16 protein-coding genes and 1 pseudogene are annotated in these 25,272 nt (G+C 38.0%); 6 read left to right on the top strand and 11 right to left on the bottom strand.

Features of this window, described 5'->3' with window-relative positions; all coding sequences use genetic code 11:
- Position 1: 1 nt before the first annotated feature.
- A complete protein-coding gene (locus AC07VK_RS19770) occupies positions 2-1,657 on the top strand; it encodes a protein-disulfide reductase DsbD family protein (RefSeq protein WP_492963118.1) in 1,656 nt (551 codons plus the stop codon).
- A 1,440-nt stretch (positions 1,658-3,097) separates the two neighbouring features.
- Here AC07VK_RS19770 and AC07VK_RS19765 read toward each other — a convergent pair.
- From AC07VK_RS19765 to AC07VK_RS19745, 5 genes are all read right to left on the bottom strand, one after another.
- Entirely contained in the window at positions 3,098-4,045 is a 948-nt protein-coding gene (locus AC07VK_RS19765) for a hypothetical protein (protein ID WP_492963120.1), read from the bottom strand.
- A 1-nt stretch (position 4,046) separates the two neighbouring features.
- On the bottom strand, positions 4,047-5,903 hold the full coding sequence (locus tag AC07VK_RS19760; protein WP_492963122.1) for an ORC-CDC6 family AAA ATPase: 1,857 nt from the start codon (positions 5,901-5,903) through the stop codon (positions 4,047-4,049).
- Positions 5,890-7,056 (bottom strand): metallophosphoesterase family protein, encoded by a 1,167-nt coding sequence (locus AC07VK_RS19755; protein ID WP_492963124.1) that lies wholly within the window; start codon positions 7,054-7,056, stop codon positions 5,890-5,892. Before AC07VK_RS19755 ends, AC07VK_RS19760 begins: the two co-directional genes overlap by 14 nt.
- A 6-nt stretch (positions 7,057-7,062) precedes the next feature.
- Positions 7,063-7,878 (bottom strand): DNA adenine methylase, encoded by an 816-nt coding sequence (locus AC07VK_RS19750; protein WP_492963126.1) that lies wholly within the window; start codon positions 7,876-7,878, stop codon positions 7,063-7,065.
- 287 nt (positions 7,879-8,165) lie between these two features.
- Positions 8,166-8,843: a hypothetical protein gene (locus AC07VK_RS19745; RefSeq protein ID WP_492963128.1), complete on the bottom strand. Its 678-nt coding sequence runs from the start codon at positions 8,841-8,843 to the stop codon at positions 8,166-8,168.
- A gap of 239 nt (positions 8,844-9,082) precedes the next feature.
- Here AC07VK_RS19745 and AC07VK_RS19740 point away from each other — a divergent pair, with 239 nt between their 5' ends.
- Positions 9,083-10,297, top strand: coding sequence for a hypothetical protein (locus AC07VK_RS19740; protein WP_492963130.1), 1,215 nt, complete (start codon positions 9,083-9,085; stop codon positions 10,295-10,297).
- Positions 10,298-10,438: 141 nt separating this feature from the next.
- Here AC07VK_RS19740 and AC07VK_RS19735 read toward each other — a convergent pair whose 3' ends face one another.
- From AC07VK_RS19735 to AC07VK_RS19715, 5 genes and pseudogenes are all read right to left on the bottom strand, one after another.
- Positions 10,439-11,758 (bottom strand): hypothetical protein, encoded by a 1,320-nt coding sequence (locus AC07VK_RS19735; protein WP_492963132.1) that lies wholly within the window; start codon positions 11,756-11,758, stop codon positions 10,439-10,441.
- Between the two features lie 248 nt (positions 11,759-12,006).
- A complete protein-coding gene (locus tag AC07VK_RS19730) occupies positions 12,007-12,210 on the bottom strand; it encodes a hypothetical protein (RefSeq protein ID WP_492963134.1) in 204 nt (67 codons plus the stop codon).
- Positions 12,211-12,446: 236 nt separating this feature from the next.
- Positions 12,447-13,522 (bottom strand): annotated as a pseudogene (locus tag AC07VK_RS19725) (DUF932 domain-containing protein).
- A 242-nt stretch (positions 13,523-13,764) separates the two neighbouring features.
- On the bottom strand, positions 13,765-14,445 hold the full coding sequence (locus AC07VK_RS19720; RefSeq protein WP_494939817.1) for a FlaG family protein: 681 nt from the start codon (positions 14,443-14,445) through the stop codon (positions 13,765-13,767).
- A 271-nt stretch (positions 14,446-14,716) separates the two neighbouring features.
- Positions 14,717-15,355: a UPF0758 domain-containing protein gene (locus tag AC07VK_RS19715; RefSeq protein ID WP_492963138.1), complete on the bottom strand. Its 639-nt coding sequence runs from the start codon at positions 15,353-15,355 to the stop codon at positions 14,717-14,719.
- Positions 15,356-15,618: 263 nt separating this feature from the next.
- Between AC07VK_RS19715 and AC07VK_RS19710 the strand changes: the two genes are divergently transcribed.
- A complete protein-coding gene (locus AC07VK_RS19710) occupies positions 15,619-16,005 on the top strand; it encodes a hypothetical protein (RefSeq protein WP_492963140.1) in 387 nt (128 codons plus the stop codon).
- A gap of 28 nt (positions 16,006-16,033) precedes the next feature.
- On the opposite strand, the gene AC07VK_RS19705 is transcribed toward AC07VK_RS19710, so the two are convergent.
- Positions 16,034-16,339: a hypothetical protein gene (locus AC07VK_RS19705; RefSeq protein WP_492963142.1), complete on the bottom strand. Its 306-nt coding sequence runs from the start codon at positions 16,337-16,339 to the stop codon at positions 16,034-16,036.
- Positions 16,340-16,968: 629 nt separating this feature from the next.
- On the opposite strand from AC07VK_RS19705, the gene AC07VK_RS19700 reads away from it, so the two are divergent.
- The 3 genes from AC07VK_RS19700 (at position 16,969) to AC07VK_RS19690 (ending at position 24,837) form a co-directional block, all read left to right on the top strand.
- Positions 16,969-20,850 carry a DUF5977 domain-containing protein gene (locus AC07VK_RS19700; RefSeq protein ID WP_492963144.1) on the top strand — a complete coding sequence of 1,294 codons (3,882 nt, stop codon included), beginning with the start codon at positions 16,969-16,971 and terminating at the stop codon, positions 20,848-20,850.
- A gap of 20 nt (positions 20,851-20,870) precedes the next feature.
- Positions 20,871-24,398, top strand: a complete 3,528-nt coding sequence (locus AC07VK_RS19695) for a DUF6443 domain-containing protein (protein ID WP_492963146.1) — start codon at positions 20,871-20,873, stop codon at positions 24,396-24,398.
- A 124-nt stretch (positions 24,399-24,522) separates the two neighbouring features.
- The gene (locus tag AC07VK_RS19690) at positions 24,523-24,837 is read left to right on the top strand and encodes a hypothetical protein (protein ID WP_492963148.1); all 315 of its coding nucleotides are present in this window, start codon (positions 24,523-24,525) and stop codon (positions 24,835-24,837) included.
- Positions 24,838-25,272 lie beyond the last annotated feature (435 nt).

Here is a 25,272-nt window from a genome sequence, read left to right as displayed (position 1 = left end):
TATGATATCCTTAAAGAAAATCTGTCTCGGTTTGCTGTTTTGCTGTGCAATATCCTTAAATGGATATGCACAGGACAGCACCAATACCGAAGAGCTGACTTTTACAGAGATTAAACCAGAAACGGCTGACAGTACTATTAAAGCAACGGATACTGTTTCTAAAATAGCCACTCCTGTTCCTGCTGCTATTCAAAAAACCATTGTCCAACCAAAAGAAGAACACAAAACCTTATGGGGAATTTTTATTGCAGGTTTTGTTGGCGGCCTAGCAGCTTTGCTGATGCCCTGTATCTTCCCCATGCTGCCCCTTACGGTAAGTTTTTTCACCAAAGGATCTGAAAAAGGAAAGGCTTTTCGGCGTGCGGCACTCTATGGTTTTTTCATCATCCTCATTTATGTGGTGCTTGGGCTTTTGGTAACGGTAATTTTTGGCGCCGATGCCCTGAACAGCCTGTCTACTAACGGTATTTTCAACTTTTTCTTCTTCTTATTGCTAGTCGTTTTTGCAGCTTCATTTTTAGGTGCATTCGAAATTACCCTGCCCTCTTCCTGGGTAAATAAAATGGATGCCAATTCTGATAAGGGCGGTATTGCAGGATTATTTTTCATGGCCGGAACACTGGCCCTGGTATCTTTCTCCTGCACAGGTCCTATTATTGGCACATTACTGGTACAGGCAGCAACAACAGGGGCTTTATTAGGGCCTGCAATAGGCATGTTTGGTTTTTCCCTGGCCCTGGCCATTCCTTTTGCACTGTTTGCACTGTTTCCATCGGCAATGAACAAACTGCCAAAATCTGGCGGTTGGTTAAATAGCGTAAAAATAGTATTGGGTTTTCTTGAACTAGCATTCGCATTAAAGTTTTTGAGCAATGTAGATCTGGCCTACCACTGGGAGTGGTTTGACAGGGAAATATTCTTAAGCTTATGGATCGTTATTTTCGGGATGATGGGCATCTATCTTTTGGGCAAACTGAAGTTTTCGCATGATAGTCCGCTGGCTTTTATCTCCGTACCAAGACTTTTTCTGGCAACAATAGTTCTTTCCTTTACCATTTACTTAATCCCTGGCATGTGGGGCGCACCGTTACGCAGTGTATCGGCTTTTCTTCCCCCACAGGAAACACAAGATTTTGACCTGTACACTGCCGGGTTACTGGCAGGAAAACAAACATCAACAAATGATGGCCCGCATAAATATGCTGATAAGTTCCACGCACCGTTAAAGCTGAATGCTTATTTCGACTATAGCGAAGGTTTGGCCGCAGCTAAAAAACAGAACAAACCTGTGCTGATTGATTTTACTGGCCATGCCTGCGTAAACTGTAGAAAAATGGAAGCTAATGTTTGGCCGGACAAGGATGTGTACCAAATGATCAATGATGATTATATATTGATCCAGTTATATGTGGATGATAAATCTGAACTGGCACCAACAGATGTAGTAATTACACCAGAGGGAAGAAGACTCAATACCATTGGTAAAAAATGGAGTGATCTGCAAGCCAGGAAATTCCAATCTAACTCACAGCCTTTTTATGTACTGCTCGATCCCAAAACAGAAGCACTACTGGCACAACCACAGGGTGCAGATTATGAAGTAACAAATTATAAAAAATTCTTAGAAAGCGGGTTAAACGATTTTCATAATAAATAAAAACATACTGGTCACTGTAGAAGTGTGGCCAGCAGTTAGTAATAGTTAAGACGATGACTTGGGCATTGCCGGATGGCATGCCCATTTTTACCACCAGATGCGTGATAAGAGATGTATTTATGCTGATTCAGTATTTATCTTATGATAAGGCTGAACATAATCCATCTGACGTTGTCTTCAAAGGAAACATAATCGTTTCTTTGATTTGCTGCGATTGCAATTCCAGTTGTTTCGCTGAGCAATTCATTTAATATATCCCCCCTGTTTCTATATGACATAAAACGGTAAGAAAAGGTCAGTAGTTTATTTTTTTTGTTTTTAAAGACTAGTTGGTAGTTGAGCGTGATATCGGCCCCATGATCTTGTGCTTTTTTGCTATTGTTTTTCTGTAATTACGCTCGTACTGCGTGAAATACAATTAGGATTATTATCAGTGTCTCTTCCTGCTATAGCTTGTCATTAAAAACTGAAAAATGGCAACAAAAAGCAAACACTAGACAGCGTTGGCAAAACTTTAGGCATCCAAAAAGTAAGGATTAAGAACTTTCTTATCCCTTACCTAAATTCGACTTAAAATGTGACTGACGTTCAGGAAACCCAATGTTTTCTGGATTTTCTTTAGAAGAATATTGATTTTTTCGTCGCGCCAGACGGGGTGAATTTTGGTTCCTGGGGCGTTTAGAGGAAGACTCTTGTCAGCGTTACTGAACCAAAAAAGCAGCTAAATTGCTGCTTTTCAGTTCGATAAATTTATCTGTGGAGAATATCGGATTTAAAATTTCCTCAATTGCGTTCCTTAAACGCTGTTTTGATGCTTTAGAAGCGGTTTTTTATTTGTCATTTTGGGTAATTTGGCTGAGTTTTGGCTGAGTTTTCAATCAATTATCTAAAATAAAGTTAAACAAACAAGATCGTTTAAACCACTTTAAAGCTATATTATATATCTATAAAGTGATGAATACATTATTATCCACAAATAAAAATTAATAAAAAATGGAAATTTTACCCAAATTTGCCCGTTTTTACACCCTTTTTCTAACTTAACAAGCGATCTATTTCATGGAGACATTTAAGTATACTGGCTGAGCTTTCGCTGAGTTTAATCTTCTCCTTTCTTCAAAGACTTTTGAAGACGAAATATTTTATTAAAATTCATTTAATCGGTCGAGCCGTAGTACGCCAAGACATATTAGATTGATGTTGATTGGATAACAGATTATACTATGAATGTAATGGTTATTAAATACCCTATAAGTCCAAGACAAATTATTGAATATGAGTGTTTCTTTCAATAGTTTTTCTATCAAAAGGGGATTATTCAATTCTCCCTTTAAATACACGGAGGGAGCCAATCGAACAAATTATACCACTAACAGGGTGGGACTAGGGAACAGCTGGTGCGTATAGGGGAATTTTTCAAAGAACTTCTTCGCCAAAGTTTTAACCCCTATCATGATCATTATAATCAAAAACCACTTTATACAATGAGATTTTTCCATCTGCTTCAAATTGAATTGCTTTCCTATTATCACCTTGACTTATTCTCCATACATCTATCTCATTCATTTTAAGCGATATAATCAAGCTGACTAAAGTGAATGGCTTAGGTCCTGTAGGCGCCACAATTACACGATAATCATCCTTCAAATAGCCACAAAGCGAAAATAGTTGGCGTTCGGTAAATTCGAGATCATAAATTGGAAAGATATATTTATTTTCCTCAGGAATATCTTCAAGCAGAGACTCATTTATTATTTCAAGGCTATTTTTGAATCTTTCATCGTTCGAATCTTTATTATAAAAAACAAATGTTTCCCCGTCAAAGTATTCACTCAAACCGAAAGCCTTATTCTTTTCATAGCCAAGACCAATTATTAGAGCGGTCGGCTTATTCGGAACAGAAAAATATGAAAATCCGTCGATGGGGCTAACAAATAAGTTTCTATAATTTTCTTCAGGAGGAGGTTGGAATTTGGCAAAGCTATAACCAAAAACCACTTCGACGGTAAAGCTTAAATCTTCTATATCTCTAAAATAGGCCAATACCTCAGCATACCAAACCCTTGTCATTGATGAATAGTCAACAAAAAGCTTAAAAACCTTTCCCTCAAAACCATCTAAAAAATTATTTAATAGTTGATGGATGATATTTGGATTATTCCCATCTGAATCTATAATTTCACAACCCTTTTTGACGAAAAATTTATCATTTTTTTTCCTTGTTTTATGATCATTAAAGCTTGCAAAACCAAGTACAATATTCTTTTTTGACAAAATTTCCTTCGAGAATAAAAATACTGATCTAGGCTCATAACCAGAACAATATATAGATAAATCAAAAACTGAATCTAATTCTTCTTCTGAACAATGTTTGCTAAAAATATTCATATTATAACTCAAAAATTAATTGCGATTCAATTTGATTGCTATTTCCTTTATACAAGATGGTAGAAAGATTGATGCTATTATACTCTCTCTTGGGAAAATCGAAGATTGGGTGTAATAGAAAACATAATCGAAGTTTTTTTCCTATCAATCCATTTTTACTGATCCCTTCATCCGGGTCTAGGTAAATTATAGCACCAAGATGTACACCAAGCTCTATTAGTGCGACAATGTGAGGTGAAACTTTGGAGTCTACAATGAACGATCCAGCAGGATCCATGACAAAATCACCCCTCAAAAGTTTATCTCTAAAATAAGTTCCAATTTGGTTTATTACGTCTCCCAGGTTTATTATATGGTTTTTAAAAATTTCTCGGTTTGCATCTGGATGTGCTCTAATAAGCTCAAGATATTTTTTTGAAGTATTATTTATTACTGATGATTGCTTATTGATATCAAGCACTGGTTTCTCATTTGGTTTTATGGAACTAAAAAGCGAATCCAGCAGGTTCATTAAAAATCTTGGATTTCCATCACAAACCTCATAAATAAAAGGAACGCCGTAAAATAGGGAGGGGTTTTTTCTCGAACGCCTACCCATACTTTTATTAAATTGGTATCTAAAAATTACTATAGGTAATATTTTTCTAAAAATCCTATCTTTTTCATCGGTATTTTTTCTTGGGGCTGGATTTGATTTAGAAATCCCTTTTTTATTTAGATAAGAAGCAAAACTGGGATCAATCAATGCCAGTTCCTTAAAAACGTTCCAGTAATAAGTCCCCTTTTCGTATTTACTGCTGAATTTAAGTTTATCATCTATTCGGAATGATGATTTCAGATTTCTCTCATAAGTTGATTCACCAAATAATTGGGTGGCAGCTACTCCTATATCTAAATTTTTTAATTTGTTATCCGTAAGTTTTCTGGAAAACTCGTTCCACTTAGAGGTACAGGTTTCATTATAATTCCATGTCCTGACTATTTTATAATCTTCATCCTCGGATGCATTAATAGGATCTTCCTCTATCCGATTAACCAAAGAGATTATTGGACTGGTTACTAATTTAAAATAAAATCTTTGGTCTACAGACCTCAGTTTATCAATAAGTTCGAATTGAAGCCACTGCGGACTGATTTCTAATTCATCAAAACACAAAGCCCACTTTCTTGTTTTCCCTTCACAAAAAACATTTTCAAACGAAGTACACGCATCAGATAAAAGTTGATAATAATCGTTGAAATAAAATTCAGGAACCTCTTCTAATTCTTTTTCACAAACAGTTCCAAACTTTAACCTATTAATAAGCTTATTACACGTTCTAATACGGCGATTTAATATTTTTTGCAGAGCTAAAAGATTAGGACTTATTGGTTCTTCAATATCAAAATCATCTACAAGAAACCGACATAGTTCAGCCTCCTTTTTTAAGCATGTTAATGAATCAAGTTTTGCTTCGGAAAATTCAAACTCAATTAAATATCTAAAAGTATTAGTTATGCATATAAGAATATTGGTGGTAACCAGGAATCGAGAAATAATTTCCTTTTTTTCCTGAGTGATTTTACCTTGCCCATAAAAATGATCCATTTGTTTCTTCCATTGAATGTCGGAAGGAATATAAACCGCTGTAAAAGGAAGATCAATCAAATCTGGAATATTTTCTTTTAAATAGTGATGCCCAGGTGTGGTTAACATTTTCAACAAGGTTGTCTTCCCACTACCTCTAGGTCCCATTAATAGCGAATGGTTTTTCTTTGAAAGATCATAGTACTGATCGTTAGCAATGAATGTCCGAGCCACCTGGTCAAAATCCAGATAACGCGCGTTGAACGAGTCGTTGAAATTATGCGTATTCATCTTTCTGTATTTTGAAACCAATATATTTCGGACGATCGGGAAATTCAGGTGTTAGTTCTGCGTTATAATCTCCAATAGCCTTATTAAATAATTCCTGATCATTCGGAGTGAGATAATCCAATTCAGGAATTTGCATTCTTAAAGTATCAAACAAGGCAAGTTCCTGTCCTTGATCTTTTAACCAATTCACCGATTTCAGTGCCAGTTCCTTAGTGTCAACGCGGGTACCAAAGCCCGTAAAAGTGGGGAAATAGGTTCCAGTTTTTTGAATCCATCCTTTTCTAGGAATAAGTACCCAAGTTTCGATTGTACCCATAGCTTTGCCCGGCAAAATTTCCATTATATGAAACGTGTTTTCTATTCTTAAATCATATACATTCTGCGTCGAGGAAAGGCTTCCTGCACAAAATATGGCAACAGAGTCTTTATAAGATAGCTTCGGTTCGTGTTTATGCCCATGTATAACGACCTGAAATCTATAGGATTCCAGCAATTTAATAAAGTCATCTCCATTGCTAATTAAGTCAACATCTGGATTACTTAGATTTCCATGATTGATAGGATGATGATGGCAAAGAGCTATTTTATAATCGAATTCATCAACATTGATTTCATTCAAGGCAGATTTTATTTTATCGAGTTGATCGATTGTAATATGTGATGTTCTACTACTTGCTGAATTCCTATGTGAATGACAACTATTAAACACCAAAATGAGAGTCTTATCATGCTTCACTAAACAAAAATCATCTTGCCAATATTTTGTTCGAATTCCATCCTTATCAGGAACTGGGTAATTCTGTTCAAAGTTTTTGAGACTTCCGCTTGGATCCTCGCCATCTGCACACTTAACGTTCACATCATGGTTACCGACTGTAGCCAAAAGCAAACTTGAGCCTGTGGTAGTCTGAATATTTTCAAGATATGTCCAACCAGTAGAAAGGCCTTGGGGGTCTGCTTTGTCAGCAATATCACCAGGACATAAAACCAAGTCACACTTAATTTCTTTATCTATTAACAATTTTTTTAGTGCCTTTATCGGATTTGTTAAAGGACTCCCATCGATATCATCTGAATAAAGTAAGGTTGATTGTGTTGCTCCTTCAGAAGACCTATGTTTGCAGTGTAAATCACTTATTATTGCGACCTTCATAAAATATCAAGACGCTTTAATGTTTGTAATTATAACTTCATTCTCTATTTTTCTGTGCTGAGCAAAACCTGAAATATTTCTAACCGTATTTACAACATGGAAGTCCCAATCGTTGCTAAGATCTAATGCTTCTTCGCAATGTGCGTAACTCAGAACAAAATGGGAGCCTCTATTATGTATCTCATTAAGTAATTTTCTCAATCTCTCTATATCATTAAGGCCGAAAGTGTGAGGCCCGTATTGATTAAATATCCGACGATTTTTAATTGCATATGGTGGATCAAGGTAAACAAAGTCATTTTTTTTACAATTTTCCAAAACCACGCTTTCGAAATCTCCAATTTTAAATTGTGCCCTCTCTAGATATTTTGAAATTGCCATTAATGTATCCAAGTCAATTAAAGACCCGCTACTCGCCGAATATGGCACATTAAATTTACCTGAATTGTTTGTTCTGTATAAACCATTAAAGCAAAAAGTATTTAGGTAGATGAATAATGCCGAATTATAAATATCATCAGAACTTGCATTGTACTGATCACGTATTTTATAATATTCATCCTTTCCCAAGGGAAATTTTTTGAGTTTTTTATAGATCTTCTCAGGATGCTCTTTGATATGTTCATAAGTTCTTATCAGATCAACGTTTGTATCACCCAAAATAGCATTAGGAACGGAAAGTTTAAAAAATAACTGTCCAGAACCTACAAAAGGTTCAATATATGTTCCCATGCCTGGCTTATAAAACTTTTCAAGCTCAGGTAAAAGTTTCTTTTTGCTACCTGCCCATCTCAGGAACGGTCTTGGCATACCTGCTATCATTAATGAGCGTTATCTTTAGTCATTTGCGAATATAAATATTTTTTACATTCCTTTTGGACTGGAGAATTGAACTATACCATACTGGAACTACTGGTTAAACTTAATTGCCTTATTTTTTTCTAAGAACTTTTTGAGATGTAGAAGGTATTTCATCCCACTTTTGCTGAAATACCCAGATTAGTTATAAAACACTTTTTCATTTTTAATACAGCGAAATTTTCAATACTGAACAAGATAAAAAGACAATTGCATGCCTTTTAGAATACAAAGAGTAGGATTGGTACAAACTATTTTATATCGATACTATTATCATTATAAATAACATTTCCATTGACAATTACACGATGAATTGGATCTGCTGAAATTTGGTTTTGAATTGAGTTAAGTTTTCGGTTTATTTTTTTAAGATTCTCAGTGGTTAAAATTTTATCCCTGTAGGCTTTATCAATCTCTTGCTTTTTTAAAGAATCGTCTAGCTGAAGTCTCTCATTTTCATATTTGATTCTCTCAGTTTCTGCTTTAGTCTTTTCGGTCTGTGCTTTTGTTAATTCTGTATCTGCTATTATCTTCACAGTTTGAGCGTTTGTATATTCGGTTTCTGAGCTAGTTTTTTTTGCATTTAGAAAATGTGAATGACCATAGATCAATGCAGCTACAGCAGCTAGCCCTATCCAAACAGATTTAGGTGGTTTCACCTTATCAATTATTTTAAAAACTACATCAATCGAATTGCCAGTATGAATTTCATCCAATACTAAAAGCTCTGCATCAGTAATAGGTCTACTGTGAATTATTTCGAAAACAAATTCATATAGTTCATTCACGCCCTTTGATAAAAGGTAGAAATTTCTGCTTGGCAGATAATCATATGATAGATAAATGTGAAGTTGAGTATCAGAATCATCTTGTTGAGGTGAAAACAGCTTATTTTTAATAACAGGTGGGTCAATTGTAGCTTGTGACATAACAGCGTTTAAATTTAATAGTTTTTAAAATTGAAGATATTCAAAGATTATTAAAAAAATTGTAAGTTAGCATTTTCATGGAAGGATTAATGGATAAATTGCTCCCAAGACTTCATCCCGATTTCCTAGCGAAATCCTTAGTCCAATTGTGCCCCTTTAATGATTTATTAAGTCCAATGTTAGCCGTTTCATTTGGATACAATTTCACACTTTTAAAGATTTTAATTTAAACATTCCTCATGAGCTTAGATTATGGATTTTGGTTTTACTACTATTTTGAAGAAAAGAATCGAACGGCATTAGAAAAATTCTTTAGTAACCTACAAGCAAAATTGGCTGCATTTATAGATCAAGTAAATCGTACTACTGAGCTTTATGAGTCAGATAATATTCAGCGCAACAAGGATATTGACCAACAATATAATCGCGATATTGCCAAGGCTGGTAAGCGATATGATGAAATCTTTTCTCAATACGATAATGACCCTAACCTCGCTAACCAAATTGCAAGCCATGAATCAGGAATTGATCAAATAGAAGCCTGGTATCAAAATCAAGCTGAACCACTTCTTCACAGATATAGAGAAATGAAGGATAGTTACTATAAATCTGCTTTAGGGCTTCTTCACTCAGAATTTGAAGGCGAGATCAAACAGCTTTGCGCATTACTACAACAGGAATTTCAGATTCACAAAGACTTGAAAAACGTAAGATCCGGAAATGGGGGACTGTTAGCAGATGTCGATGCTTATTTCAATCAGTTTGTTGGTCTGAATTTGAATGACATACAGACACTCAAGCAAAAAATGGATGATTTTCGACTATTGAGGAACTCCTTAACGCATGAAATGGGTAAAGTGAGCCAGCAAGAATCCTGGCTTACTAATTTGTTAACCGATCCAAATTTTCTGGAACTTGAATCTATTGGCCAACAGCAACTGGTCAGAATACTTACTCCAAACTACCTTTATGATTATCAAAGAACACTCAATTCTTATTTTCGAGGAATATATTGGGCGATTGATGAGCTAAAAGGCTATAATCAAATCGAAGAAAAACTTAAACATCTCTTTGGCTTCATTGATCCCAGTAACTTGAAAATTTCAAATTTAAATGTAACTAGCACTGCTCAGCCTACATTTAATAAAGTAATCAACCTAAATTTGGAATACGACAATAATCCTCCAATCCCCTACGTTGACCAACTTTTAGTGGAACCTAAGAATCTGCCTTCTCCAAATCTTCACACTATAGCGGTGCAAGTAATTTTCGGTATCGGCGAAAGTGACAAATTGGAGATATTAAACAAACTGGGACAAGATGAAAAAATAAGCATATTAAAACTAAACCTAGATCAGAATCCTAATGTGGTCTTCGATCAGATTTTCAACCTATTCTATTTTCAACCAGAATGTAGAACCATGAAAATTGTATTTACAAAATTATCATCATAATCCCTCATTTACAATGAAATCCGATCTGGTTAAGCGCCATGATACAATAAGTTCTAAAGATAGAAAATACGGTTAAAGTTAAACAATGTTCGATTCAAACGAAGGAGATCAGCTTTAAAAATTATATAATTATCCTATTAATTAAACAGTTGGTATTTGAGGTTCAAACTGTGCTAACGACCAATGTTTCCACATCACCCCAAAAGGACAAAGCTTAGCGTCACCACATCGACTCCATGGTGCAGTATCACATCGATTGTCTATTTCAACATCACCACCATCCTGCTGACTCCTAGCACAATGTGCTTTCATTTCGCATGGCAAGGGTTTATTATTAGTAAAGACCCTAAGAATTTGATTGATCGCCCAGAAAAGCCCGAGAAATAAACGATCGTCAGTGAAACCATTTGGTAGTGCAAAAGTACCTTCATATTCGGAATTTACAACCATAGGCGATCCTAGCTGGTTTCGAAGCATGCGAAAATCCAAATTTTTCTTTAGGTCTCCAGGTTTCAATATCTCGATTAAAAAATCTGGAAACTTCGCCCTGATCTCCAAGGCCCTATCAAAGATTATATTAATCCATATGTTGTTCCCCTCAAAATAATCGACCTTAAAGTTTTTCAACAATAGGTCTCTTGCCATATCAGAAACTTCTTTCAAACTCACATGGCTTCCTTTTAAAAAAGCACCAAGTTCTTTATAAAGTGGAACGGCATCTGCCCCATCGATAGGGAAATTTATCATTTTTAGGTGTTGCAAAGCCCTTAAAAAGCTTAGTCCTGGATTATATGTCATGAGTGCCGCATCACAGGTTGCAATTATAAAGGGAATATTACCCATCATTTCTGGATAAATAATTTCTACTAATTTTGAGATTACATTATAGGGATAATCCGATGTTTCCAAGTTGATACCATCAGCTGTTAAAAGATCTGCATAAACATAATGTTCTGCTAGATAAGCCATCCCCTCAGTGATGTGATTTCCCCCAAGTCTAAACTTAAATTCTTCACCATCCCAAAGATCAACTGCTATCACATCAATAAAAAACACTTTGTTATTTCCTATGAGCTCCGTTATTTCTTCGAAATTTTTGATTTCAATTTTTTTTCTGAAAGGTTGAATCGGGGTTCCTCTATACTCCTTTGCAACCTGATGATTAAAATAGCCTTGATCATCCTTATCGTTAGGTAAAAGGTAAGGAACAGAAAAGAATTTTTCCTTTTGTTTTCCTATCCTACTGGCAATATCCTGAATGTAATAAATTGTATTATGAATATTCATCAAGCCATATATGGTACTTATATCCTGTATAAAATGAATATATTCATGCAGATAAAAAGCAAGTGCTGCATTAGACATTTCCTCAAAGTCTAGAAGATCGTAGGGACCATCTATTTTCATCCTAAAGAATGCAGGAGTGTAATAACTATTACCGTAATACTGATAGTCTATCATAAGAGCATATTATAGAAACAAATTTCGAAACCATAAAGCTAAACATCTATTTATGAGAATATATTGTTGCTAGTAAAAAAAATTTCATTTACGGTAAATACACTCTGATTATATTATCTAAGCGACCATGTTCCTTGATAATTAAAGTTCCTTTAAATGAGATTTCATTTTTTCCTGTAATATTCCAGCACTCTTTTCACAAAAATTTCCATCCGGTTTTTTAAATCTTCAATCTGAACGAACGCAGCCTAGATTCCTTCCTTAGGATCCTTCACCTTTAACCTGCTATAGCGTTTCAGATCACCAGTAGTAATATTCTCTTCATTTTTTTTGAATTCTTCGGGTGTCTGCCAGCGTTTAATTTCAGGATCATAGATCCATAGCCCCGTACTCACCGCCTCATTATAAACAGGACGGTAATTTGCATTTGGAGCGCTTTGGCAACTTCCCATGCGGCGGCTCTACTCAGCAATAAACCCACCGTTACCCTGCAAATCTTTAGGCTTCATTTTTACTAATATTTTTAGCAAAAAAAATAATACTTTATCCCGCTTTTCAAAATCTTTTTCTACGCCTTGTGCGCATAAGCGCCGCCCGTCTGTTGCGCAGCAGCAGCGGGCGACCCGAGGTTTTTCGGACTAAAAAAACGGCCAGCCCCAAGGCCGACCGCTATCAAAAATAAAACCTATCAATTCAACGCATCCGCCCCCATCTTGGCAAATGCCGTGCAGAGATCAAAAGCAGTTTGATTATGCTTCAAACCAGTACCGTACATAATAGATTTAAATTTGCTTTCATCATCCTTGTAGTTCTTCAAGTTCTGGTGGTATCCCGTAACGGCATTATAAGCTCCGAACAAAGTACCTTTTGTGGTTTCCATCTGCTGGGTCGAGCTTGCCAACGCATACTCCAAAACCTGCTCCACCGTATTTTGATAAAGGGTGGAAAGTTCGTCCTCCCTACCATTCCGTACCACCTCCAAAGTTTCACGGTTCGGTGCCACAGCGAGCTGTATCAACTGCTTTAGATACTTATCGGTAATTTTTACCCTGCTCCAACGGTTAAATACTTCTTCCGTTTCATTGCCAATAGATTGGAAATCCCCAAAAGTTTGTGGGCTTCCCTCAACCTGTCCACCGCTCCCGCGGTATGTTTAATGCGAACACAATTGGTCATATCCTTCATCGCCGCATTCAAGGTATTTTGGCAGCATATACGGATCGGGGTAAAAGCAGCCGTTATACTTCCGCTCCCATCATGGGTGGTGGAAAGAAAAAGATATTTTTCGATACAGTCATTGCGCCCGACACGGATATAATCGGGCAGTTTAGCCGTAATAAACGTACGTTCCCCCTTTCCCAAACAGCCATCTGTTTCATACTTGATATCATCCCCACCGCCAACAATCGCATCAAAAAAAGCAAAAGCATCCACATTCTGTACAATCCTGTAATCCCTGCCGACCACGCCCAAAACTTCCTGCGTGTCCGCGCGGACAGTCGCAAAAGCCTCCGGCACCAAAATACCTTCATTCCCTCCGCCCAGGTAAACCGTATCCGGAAAATCCAACAGATCCATAGCCAAAGCATTCGGCGTAAACAGAGGCCGTTTTTCTACCGTGAAATCAAGCCCCGCAAATTTTATCGCCTCGGAACTGGTCGGATAATCCTCCACAATTGTACCCAGCCCATGCCAGGCCTTTTCCCGAACACTAAAAAAGCTGTGCTTTTCCGTGTTTTTATTGTAATTAATCTGATGTGCCATTGTCTTTTGGTTTTGGTTCAACATTCGTGATCATCGAGAGACTGACCTTGAAGAAACCCCATTCTTCGTATTGGTCAGCAAACAGCTCCCCTGTTCTAAAATCTCGTTCATGGTATCTTCAATATTTTCGTACGGCGTGCTGACCGCAGCCCGCAGCACGATAAAAACATGTCCCATTTTCATTGTATCTTCTATTAAAATCCGAAAAAACTGTTGCCCCCGAAAAACGGGGGCAACAACAATTAAGCAGGGACAACCATTTCACCCTCAATCTCCGAAAGCCTGCCCACGCAAAGCATTTTTACGCGTTCCGCAACTTCTTTGATGATAAAAGGATTCTTAGTCTTGAACTCATTCCCCTTGTCATCCTCAATCACCAGTTCACAGCGTTGGTACTGCCCGATAGCCGTTTCCTCCGCATCCTCCAACTGTGTCACTTCGAATTCTTCTAAAGTGGTAATCGTCTCTACCAGTTTATCCCTTTGGATCTTTTTGCGGTGCAGGCTTTCCACCATTTTCAAAACCTGCTCCAGATTCATCGCAGGCTTCTGTTCCGCCAACTGTTCTTTGATCGCAGCTTTTGTTGGCCCGTGCTTCACCTCTGCCCCTTTTACTTCTTCCTTTTTCACTTCCCCATTTACAGCACCGTTAATTTCCTTACCATCCTTTTTCGTTCCTGTTCCATTGCTCCCATCCTGGGCCACGTTTACACCCGCACCATCTGCTTTTGGCTTACCTGTTAACTGACCGTTTGATTTTCCGTTTTCGATTAAATTCGTTTTCATGATTTTTTGATTTAAGTATTTTTTAAAAATGATTTCTATAACATCCCCAATCGGGGCAATTGTCTTAAGCCGTGGCGCATCCTGCGCCGTGCAGGGCCTTATGGCTGTGGGTGGGCTTCTACCGTTTAAATTTTCCATGGGCTAATAATTTATGTCAGTCGGCAGGAGCCTCCTATCCTTTTGATAAGCCCCTCACCTGATCACGATCCTGTTTTCAAGACAAGGCTCTGCCGAAAAAAAAACCTCGCGAGCGCAGCGAGCAGGGAAGATTTTTTTCGAGCAGACCCCGCAGGGGCTTGGCCTTGACGGAAACAGGATTGTTCAGAAATTTGCTTCCACAAAAGGGCAGCGTGGTACCCACGATCACCTTCGAAAAGATTACCCATAGGGAAAAAGAGAGCAGAAAAGATCAGCTCCCGCTCACCGTAGAGGAATTATCCATGGTGCCGATGCCCGGGGAAATATCGGGCGAAACGCCCGACCGGAAAAAACCATAAGCCCTGCGGCCCGGTTCGAAAGCAGGAATAATCGATGAAGATTTGGCCATACCCATGCCCGGAAAACGGCAGAGTGCCGCATGCTCCAGACTGCCCAGCTTAGAAAGGTCATAGCCAACATCCTCCAGGATATTGCGCCCAAGCGATACCGCAGATTCATCTAGTGAGCCCGAACCGATCAGCATGGCCAGCAGTTCCTCGCCCCGCATAGCTTCAGTCCCTTGCTCTGCCATCTTTCCCTTTGGTCGCAGTTCCTCCGGCCAGCTTCTGATCGGAGTATCACCATCCCTTTTTTTCTTAAGATCCTTCACATGGACATGCCCACCTGAATAAGCTTCAGAACGGAAAAGTGAAGCAAAAGCAGAGATCAGGAATTCAAAGTCCTCCTGAAAGACAGTGACCCTTTTACGGACATAAGAGCCATCCTGCTGCTCATCACTCCTGGTGATGCTGATGTAATTGGTATCGTTTTTGGCAAGCATGAAATCCAAAAAGAAATGCTGCTTGCCCTTGGACGAGAACGATTCGGTTGCAATGATTTTATTTTTCATCTGTATATAATCTGTTTTCGATTGTGATGGAGCTATCAGACTTTTTCATGCCACGGTGTGTTATGAAAAATCATGATGGTTTCATGGTGTTTTTTATTGGTTACAGCACAAATTTCAGCAAGACAAAAGCAAACAGTCGGTACAAAATGAAATTACCCGGTCATGGATCACCCTATCCGATCCACAAAACAATTAAGGAGTAAAACCGTTTATCTATCAATCAACCAAATACTTAACCATGAACAACGATCAAGAAACCACAGATGAACAAGATCTGCATGGAATGCGGCAAAGAACTGTTCGGCCGCAGCGACAAACGCTTCTGCAATGATACCTGCCGCAACGGTTTTAACCGGAAGCTAAGGGCAGCAGAAAAATCAAGGGACAACGAAAACATTCCGGCCATATTTAAACAGATCAGGGCAAATTATGAAATCTTAAATCAGTACCAGCTGGAAAAACTGGAAGAAGGTACCACCATCCACATTACCAGACAGGAACTTTTAGGAAAAGGATTTGAGCCTAAATTCTGCACGAGCGTGCTGAACAAAGGATACAACGAACTTTGGTTGTTCTGTTTTGAATTCGGGTACAAAAAAGTAGGTGAAAGGCATTTTGAGCTTTGTTACGATCCCATACAGGCGAAATAACTACCACTCCAACTGCAATAAGGTTGTGTTAACCCGTGTAAATATCAAATTCCGTCGTCGGCCAAACTTCAACCTCCCCCTTAAGTTTACCCATCTGGTAAAACATGTAGATGATACTGGTCAGCTTCAGTCCTGTTTCGACTACATGATAATCAGATTCAGCAATAATATCATCCAGCTGCTGCTGCGAATAATGAAACTCCCGATCTGCCGGAATGTAAAACAGGACGCAGTTGTTTTTGCCTTCAGCGACCAACCAGCCCCTTTCCGCAAAGTAATCAGCAAGCAGCACAGACCTCGCTTTAACATATTGACTTGACTCCCTTATTTCCATAAATACAAAATAGGAAAAAGTTTTTTACTAACGAACGATCTGGCAATAATAGCAACTGTAACATTTAAAAGCCTTTATCAGGTGAAGTCATAGAGGTGGTTCATTTCCTACAAAACAAATTGCTTAAATCCAGTTCCATATACCAAAATATCGAACGGATCATCTACACATCGAAAAGCGTTCACAAAAGGCTTGGTTTATAAGAAGGAATCAAAACTGTTCAGTGACGGGAACACGGTTTGGATAAGAGCGAAAATAACAGGATAGATCCACCAGTAAAACACTAAAAATTGATAGACGGTATTAGTTTCATATCAATTAAGCAAGGCGTTTCAGATCACTGATAGGCCAATCAAAATTATCACCTCATTCAGTGTCGCGTCAGTAAATAAAATATACTGAACTGCAATCCAAAATTATCATCGCCTAAATTTCGTCACTTCAAAAGGTGAGTTCATGTTAAAAAAAGCGTCGTACATCAAAAAGATTTCCAACAGTTTAATTTTTACCTAGCTTACCAAACCGATTGATAAAAAACTAACCGATTCAATATGAGATTTCTAATATTACTGTTTTTCATCTTTACTTTTTGCCAAAACCAGAATGTCTTTGGCCAAAATAGCTCTGAAATGCCGAAAGCACCTGATGTTGCAGCGTTAAACAAATACATAGACTTTCCGGTTGATAAAAGTACAGGAACAATGAGTATCTCAGTTCCGATATATGTTCTGAAAACTAAAAGTTTAGAACTACCCATCTCCCTTTCCTATCATACGGGAGGTATAAAGGTTAACGAAATGGCGAGTTCGGTCGGCCTCGGATGGGCTTTAAATGCAGGCGGAACGATATCGAGATCAATAAAAAGTTTACCGGATGAGGCTTACTACAGCAATCGTGGTTTTTCTCCTATCCAATTCCCAGGTCTGGGATCACACCAGTTTGTAACTTATGGAAAAGATTTAGAACCGGACGTTTTTTATTATAACGTAAACGGTTATTCAGGAAAGTTTGTAATGGACAAATATCATCAAGTCCACACCATTCCGGAACAGGATATCAAGATTTTTTTAGACACGACAGTTAATTCAACTGAAACGTTCACAAAATGGTCGATTGTGACTCCGGATGGAAACCGTTATAATTTTGAAGGCGTATATGACCATGGCAAAACATATGATGGTAGTTTTGAAGCCCCTTACGACCAAGGAAATTACATTAGTGCATGGCATTTAAGTTCAATTATAACGGAATCGGGAGAGACCATTAATTTTCAGTATCAAATGGATTCTTACCACAACAGGGTAAATCTTGGAAATTCTTCAATAATAAAAACTAATGTTAACCCATGTATCACACCAAGTACAATTTCTGCCGACAGCTGGGTCAGTGGCAATGTGCTAAGGAGAATAAGCACAGATAATGCAGAGATATGGTTCAACAACAAAACAAACCTGAGGGAAGACGTTGAGCCGGAATCCAATTATTCAAAGGCTCTGGACAATATTGAGATCAAAGATATTGCCAGCGGAAACACGATCAAAACTGTTAAATTTATAACCAGTTATTTTCAGAGCAATGATAACCTGGCCCACAGCCCGACTTTGGGCATTGGCAACAACATTGAGTACGTAGCTTCCCCCTACCAGCAAAAAAGGCTTAGACTGGACGAGATTAAAGAGTTTTCTGGATCTGGAAGTTTTTTGCCGGGTTACAAATTTGCTTACAATAAGAATAACCCCATACCCATAACCCCAAACCGCCTATCAAATGGACAAGATCACTGGGGCTACTACAACGGACAATCCCAGAACCTAACTTTAATCGGAAAATACAATAACATAAATAACCAGGATTGTTCACAGTACCTTGCCAACCGTAATGTAAGCGAGCAATATAAAAGAGCTTTTATATTGGATGATATTACTTTTCCGACCGGAGGGGTCACCAAAATCTATTATGACAGCATTAGTGGGATTTCAGCTTACCCAGGGTTAAGAGTAAAAAAAGTTAATACCTTTTCGGGTGAGACAGCTGAATTTCTGGAAAAAAAATTCACGTATTCCGGCTGGCACATTACCGGAGGGCCACCGGTTTATCTACAGCATCCGATGAATACATCGGAAACGGGTCATTTTAACCCAAACGTTACCGACTTTAATGCACCAATTAGGATTGCTGCAGATAATGCTACATCGGTATACGGTATAGATGATAATTACTTTCATCCGAATATGGGAACGATAGATGATATCTACCTGGCGACAGGCTCACCCGTAAATTATTCAGGAGAACTTGCAGGTTATCATGTTTACTATGATCAGGTAGTTGAGTATCAAACGAAAAATGGGTCAATCGAATCGAATTATTCAACCGATGAGGTAGATGATTATATACCAGATTCTGATATTTACCCGTTGATTTTTAACAAACCAGCTGTTAAAGTTGGGAAACTCCTCTCAGAACTGGTCAGGAATGAAAATGGTGACTTGATTAAGCAAACAGATTATACCTACGATTTTTATTACAGGAGGATTATAAAATCGAATGACGCAGCGAAACTGTTCAATTCTCCGGGATACCAAGTCTTAACGTTCTATAATTTATATACGGGCAGTGCATTTTTAACAAAAAAGGAAGTGAGAGATTTTGTAGGGGCTAAGGAGAACAAAACAACGACCACATTTGGTTATGACGGGATACCTGCCTCTTTGAAAGATCAAGCCTGGACAACAAATATAAACCAGGCACATAATATGCCGAATCACCAGATGTTAAGTCTGGAAAAGATTAGTCTTAACGATGATAATTTCAAAATAAACCGAACGAAATATGTAGCTGATTTCAAAGAGATTCTTAAAAACACATCGGTAAACAACAATTTTGATAACCCAACTATGGGGCTAAAACAAGCTTTGATTTCAGGAAGTACCGCTTTACCTGTTGAACAGCTATCGACACTAGTCAAGAACGGGCAGGAAAAGATAGTTGGGGGAAAACTATTTCAATATCAGGGTGCTGCCGACTTGTCCGGAACAATGCACAGCAATCTTAAAATGGTCAGCGAGCTTGAAATTGAATCTCCTATCATTTATAGTCAAGGCTTTGGGGCAACAGCTTCCATAACTGGCGGCATCTGGACATTTAATAACCATATAGACTACAGCCCTAAAACAATTTTTGATTTTTATGACGATAAAAATAATCCCATACAATACCACCAGCACCGTCAACCAAACACATCCACAATTTGGGGATATAAAAAGAGTGCCCCTATCGCACAGATCAAAAATGCTGCCAAGGACGAATTTTATTACGAAGGTTTCGAAGAGACAGATCAGCCTAATATAATGCTCAATGAGTTGTTATCACATACCGGATCGAGGTATTATAGCGGATACCTCTTGGTTAATTGGGTTAAGCCAAATGCAAAAGATTATATCATTGTATTCTGGTACTTCCAGGATGGCGCATGGAAGTACGCCGAGCAGAGTTACACAGGCGCAACTACCCTGACAATAGGAAGTGCCTACGATGACATCTGCATTTATCCTGCTGATGCCCAGTTAACTTTTATTAGCCAGAAAGTAAACGTTGGAACGACTTCCATCACCGATGCACGGGGACAGACAAGTTATTATGAATACGATAATTTCAACAGACTATCTACAGTCAAGGATAATTCAAAAGATATAGTTAGTGCATCAGTCTACCATTACAACACGATTAGCACCAGCTTCCAAAATTCTGCATTCAGTACAGCTTACCAAAAAAACAACTGTCCGAATCAGGCGGTCGGAACTTCAGTCACATACCTGGTTCCCGCGGGCAGATATTCCTCTCCTTTTAGCCAACAGGAGGCAGATGATATGGCAGTCAAAGATGCAGAGAAGAATGGGCAGTCTTATGCGAATGCTCATGGAGAATGCACAGGTGGAACCCAGCTCTACTACAATGATGAAATGAGCCAATCATTTACACCAAACTGCGTAATTGGCCAAAGTGGCGATGAAACAGAATTTATAGTTGATGCAGGTGAATTCAGCTCTACGGTAAGCAAAGCGGATGCAAACAGCCAAGCATGGCAAAAACTCCAACAGGAAGGTCAGGCGCAAGCCAATCAAACATGTAGAGCTATTAGTGAAGTTGAATGGGAGTCCCAAGTTTCAGATGGAAACGTTAAGGTTTCAAATATCAAATTCTACAATGCCTCCTCAAATAATCTAGCCTTTGAAATCAGTGCTTCACAGTTGAGCAACATGTATGATACACATCATGTTAACACCGGTAATTATAACATTGTTGTCCAAGTTCAAGGGCAATATTATGATGGCAACAATGACACTGGATACAGCTCCTTAAGGTTGTCCGTTTCAACAGGGGCAACAACAATTCAACAGCTGTGTAGCAGTCACCCAGAGGCGTCCGCTACATCAACATATACTTTTAACAATGTTAATCTCGGTGATTTCACAAGATTAAAATTCAATATACTCAGCACTTTGTGCAACTAACCCAAATTTTAACAGCTGATATGAAAAAAGAACTTTATATATTACTGATCTGCCTCTTCTCAATGTTCAGATTTAGTAATGGTCTTGCACAGACAAATATTGTACTAAATAGTTATCATGGAGAAAGTTCGGTTCAGGCAAGTCAGAGCATTACGCTCAGCGACGGTTTCCACGTTCCAAACGGTTCAAATTTTACAGCATCGATTGTCTACTCCCCCCTGCAGATATGCCGGCCTATTCAAGATTATGTTGTAAGTAACCGAAACTATGTACAAAACTTTGCGCCCATGGTTCCGGGGATAAAATCACTTTCGGACATTTACACAAAAAACACCTGTGAGGTAGCATCATCAATATCTTTTTTTGATGGACTGGGCAGGCAGCTGCAGAACATTAAGGTTGCAGCAAGTGAAAATGGCTATGATATTGTTAGGGCGTTTGAGTATGACGAAAATGGAAGAGAAAAAATCAAATACCTGCCCTATGCAGATATCAATGGCGGTATAGGAGATTATAAAGAATTTGCGCTCAATAAAAACCATGGGGCAATGAAATTTTACAATCCACCAGGAACCTCCGGTTCACAACAGAGCAGTGGAATTATCAGAACGCCAAACCCTTACTCTGAAACAGTTTTTGAACCATCACCGTTAAACAGGACAATTGAACAGGGCTTCCCTGGGGCCGATTGGCAGATCCAATCCGGTCATACCAATAAAGTTGCTTATGACTTTAACGAACCGAACGAAGTAAAGCTTTGGACGGTAAATGGGTCAGCATGCATCTCAAATGGTTTCTTTACAGAGAACGAACTATTTAAAACCGTCACAAAGGATGAAAACTGGATAGAAGGGAAAGGGGGAACCCAGGAAGAATTTAAAGATAAGTCTGGGCGTACCGTGCTTAAAAAAGTGTGGCTTGATGAGACAAATGCTGCTTCAACTTACTATTTATATGACGATTTCGAAAATCTACGCTATGTTCTGCCACCAGGCGTAACAGGCAATGCATTTGAAGAAGGGGATTCCCAGTTTAATGCCTATATCTATGCTTATCACTATGACAAAAAACAACGGCTAACTGAGAAAAAAATACCTGGAAAAGGATGGGAAGAAATGGTTTATAATGCTGTAAATCAGTTGGTACTTAAAAGAGATGCGAAACAGAAATTAAATAACAAATGGAATTTCTTTAAATACGATGTAATGGGCAGGGATATTTTGAGCGGTTTACTTTCCAGTTCGGATTCGAGAACGGCTTGGCAGAATAGATTAGATACCGACAGCCAGCACCCGCTTTGGGAAAGTAGAGACAATCTAAATGCCAACAATAGTGAAACAGGCTATACTGCGAATTCTTTGCCTGCCCAAAATGATCTGAATGCCACGTATACAATTGATAGGTATTTGAATATCAAATATTACGATGATTATTTATTTCATGGAAGTACCGTATCAACGGGAACACATACCTCACGCACGAGAGGTCTTTTAACCGGGGAACGGACAAATATCCTGAATTCTGCTACTATGCTTTTAACTACAGTTTACTTTGACGAAAAAGGCAATCCAATTAAAAAAACAGAGCAAAATCATCTGGGGGGGAGTGACGTCTCAGAATTGAGTTATGCATTCACCGGATCGGTAACGTCGTCCTACAAAACCCACACTGCCGGAAATAATCTGACAACAATATCCAATACATATAGTTATGACCGCTTGGGGAGGAAAACAAGCGTAGCTCAGAATATTAATCAAAAAGGATGGGTGATAGTCAGCAAGTATGATTACAATGATATCGGTCAGCTTAAGACCAAATTTATTCATAGCGTTGATAATGGAACTACCTTTCTACAAAAAACTGACTATTCCTACAACGAAAGAGGATGGCTTAGAAGTTCAAACGCAGATAAGTTTAAACAGACGCTCAATTATGTACCGTCTGAGCTACAGAATGGTGCCCAAGCCAACTATAACGGCAATATTTCGCAGCAGATTTACTTTGGAGACCATAGTGGACAGCGGTCGTTCAATTACAGCTACGACAAACTGAATAGACTGGAAAACTCAGTTTACAGCAATGGGTCTTTACTTAATGAAAAGTTGAGTTATGATATTATGGGCAATATCCTGAGCCTTGAGCGTGGGACCAGTGGTAATCCTATCATTTACCAATATGAAGAAAATAATAAGAGCAATAAGCTTTCAAATGTCAGCGGAGGACTTTCCGGCGGATTTGTCTACGATACAAACGGGAACTTGATCGAGGACGGCACAAAGAACGGGACTGCTTATTTAACCTATAACGACTTAAACCTCCCCTCCACAGTAACCGGGAGTACCTCAGCAACTTACACCTACGATGCTGGAGGCAAAAAATTACATTCAGCCCAAGGGAACTTTGAAAGAGATTACATCAACGAAATCAATTATCAGAATGGGATATTGAGTTTTATTATAACTGAAGAGGGAAAGGCTGTCAGAATAGGAACGACAGATGACTATCGGTATGAATACAATCTTAAAGACCATTTGGGCAACATAAGGGTGAGCATTGATGATCAAGGCAATAATACTGCACGGGTAATTCAGGAAAATGAATATTATGCATTTGGAATGGTTAAACCTGGTGGCTATTTATTTGGTGATAAAAATAATTATCTTTACAATGGAAAGGAGTTGCTGGAGGTATTGGGTGAATTTGATTATGGTGCAAGGTTTTATAATCCGGTAATAGGACGTTTTAATGTTGTAGATAGGTTTGCAGAAAAATATGACCCTTTGACGCCATATAGTTATACAGCAAATAATCCTATTAACTTTCTCGATCATAATGGTGATTATATAATCATTACTGGAGCTGATTCCCAAGGCCATCAGTATTCAGTTATGTATGAGAATGGTAATGCTTATCACTATTCAAAAAATAAGGACGGAAGCCTGACTAGGGGAGGTAAATATGATGGAAAAAATGATTTTATAGAAAATACTGTTGCGGATCTCAATGAAATTGGGTCGTCTAAGTACGGTAAATCTTTGATTGGCGATCTCCAGGATTCTAAAGAAACAGTTGACATCAAGTTTTTGGCAGGAGAGCAACAGTCATACGATGATAAACGTAACTCTATTGGTTATAATCAAGGTAATGGAGGTGTTCATGATGGAGTAGCTTTCAATAAGAGTTTTATTAAATTAGGGCATGAACTTTCACATGCTTGGGATGATTTAATCGGTCGTTCAGATTTAATGCATACAAATATTGGTGGAACGAAATGGACTGAGAGAAATGCAGTAAGGTTTGAGAATTATCTGCGTGCTATGAGTGGCGAAACAAATATGAGAATGAATTATGGGGACAACGCTTTAGGTTTTGGAAGTAGTAACCCGGGGTATTTTAAAAATTACTCATTTCCCCTTCGGAAAAATGAAATATACAAACGGATAACAACAAGTAACTCAGTTTTACAAGATAATACTCGGGTTGATCAAAATATACAATGGCGCTATGACACAAGACTTCAAAAATTCACATCGGGGTACATTAAATAATATTAAGCATTGGGGAGTGTTATGTCTTCTAATATTCATTTCGTGTGCACAAAAATCTAAAGATTTATATAAAAGCACGTGTGATAAGGGAAAGACATACCAAAAGATCAATTTGAATGACTTATTGAAAAATATAAACAATTTTCAAGGAAAATATGTTGAAATTGAGGGTTTATATAAAGGGGGATTTGAAGAGTCGGCCTTACATGCCAGCAACAATGAAGAAGGAGTTTTATGGGTTAATTTTGACTATTACGTCTCTAAATGCCCACTAGTTTCACCTAAGGGCAATATAGATCTTTTTGGTAAAGAGCAGGTTTATAAAAAGATTTACGATAAGAACTTGATACTGCATGGAAAAATTAACACGACAGATAAAGGGCATCTTTCTCAATATAAAGCTACAATAGAAGAAATAACTTTAGTTAGCATCGAATAACCATCTTCGTTGCCACAGACCTGTGCCGTGAGAAATGAGGAATCGTTGCGAAGTCAAAAAGAGATGTTGGACTTTGCTTTTTTGGAACTTCTGCTGCAAGCGTAACAGCTTGGTGCCCGTAACTAATAAACATCTTACAATGTGAAAGAGTTATGAGAGAGGCCTGGACAATACGATAACGGAGCATTTTTTTACCACTTTTGATGTTTAAATTTGTCTAAAAGCGACCCAGAAAATCGCAGGTATTGAACCTATTCTTAGGGTCTATTTCCCTATTTTTTGATAATAAAAGAAAATATAGCAAATTTTTAATCAACGAAAAGTTATATATATAGTGTTCTTTTTGGAAGAATTACTGAGGATCAAGCGGAAAAGTTGGGGGAGTTAAACTCTAGGCATATATTTTCGATAATCTAAATAAGAAAAACTTAATAT

Source organism: Pedobacter sp. GW821-FHT01D05 (genome assembly GCF_059422505.1).
This window is presented reverse-complemented; position numbering and strand designations above follow the sequence as displayed.

Bases quoted from the DNA above. Each gene is read 5' to 3' on its own strand.
- AC07VK_RS19770 (WP_492963118.1), top strand. From the start codon at position 2: ATGATATCCTTAAAGAAAATCTGTCTCGGTTTGCTGTTTTGCTGTGCA.
- AC07VK_RS19765 (WP_492963120.1), bottom strand. From the start codon at position 4,045: ATGAATATTTTTAGCAAACATTGTTCAGAAGAAGAATTAGATTCAGTT.
- AC07VK_RS19760 (WP_492963122.1), bottom strand. From the start codon at position 5,903: ATGAATACGCATAATTTCAACGACTCGTTCAACGCGCGTTATCTGGAT.
- AC07VK_RS19755 (WP_492963124.1), bottom strand. From the start codon at position 7,056: ATGAAGGTCGCAATAATAAGTGATTTACACTGCAAACATAGGTCTTCT.
- AC07VK_RS19750 (WP_492963126.1), bottom strand. From the start codon at position 7,878: ATGATAGCAGGTATGCCAAGACCGTTCCTGAGATGGGCAGGTAGCAAA.
- AC07VK_RS19745 (WP_492963128.1), bottom strand. From the start codon at position 8,843: ATGTCACAAGCTACAATTGACCCACCTGTTATTAAAAATAAGCTGTTT.
- AC07VK_RS19740 (WP_492963130.1), top strand. From the start codon at position 9,083: ATGAGCTTAGATTATGGATTTTGGTTTTACTACTATTTTGAAGAAAAG.
- AC07VK_RS19735 (WP_492963132.1), bottom strand. From the start codon at position 11,758: ATGATAGACTATCAGTATTACGGTAATAGTTATTACACTCCTGCATTC.
- AC07VK_RS19730 (WP_492963134.1), bottom strand. From the start codon at position 12,210: ATGGGAAGTTGCCAAAGCGCTCCAAATGCAAATTACCGTCCTGTTTAT.
- AC07VK_RS19720 (WP_494939817.1), bottom strand. From the start codon at position 14,445: ATGGAAAATTTAAACGGTAGAAGCCCACCCACAGCCATAAGGCCCTGC.
- AC07VK_RS19715 (WP_492963138.1), bottom strand. From the start codon at position 15,355: ATGAAAAATAAAATCATTGCAACCGAATCGTTCTCGTCCAAGGGCAAG.
- AC07VK_RS19710 (WP_492963140.1), top strand. From the start codon at position 15,619: ATGAACAAGATCTGCATGGAATGCGGCAAAGAACTGTTCGGCCGCAGC.
- AC07VK_RS19705 (WP_492963142.1), bottom strand. From the start codon at position 16,339: ATGGAAATAAGGGAGTCAAGTCAATATGTTAAAGCGAGGTCTGTGCTG.
- AC07VK_RS19700 (WP_492963144.1), top strand. From the start codon at position 16,969: ATGCCGAAAGCACCTGATGTTGCAGCGTTAAACAAATACATAGACTTT.
- AC07VK_RS19695 (WP_492963146.1), top strand. From the start codon at position 20,871: ATGAAAAAAGAACTTTATATATTACTGATCTGCCTCTTCTCAATGTTC.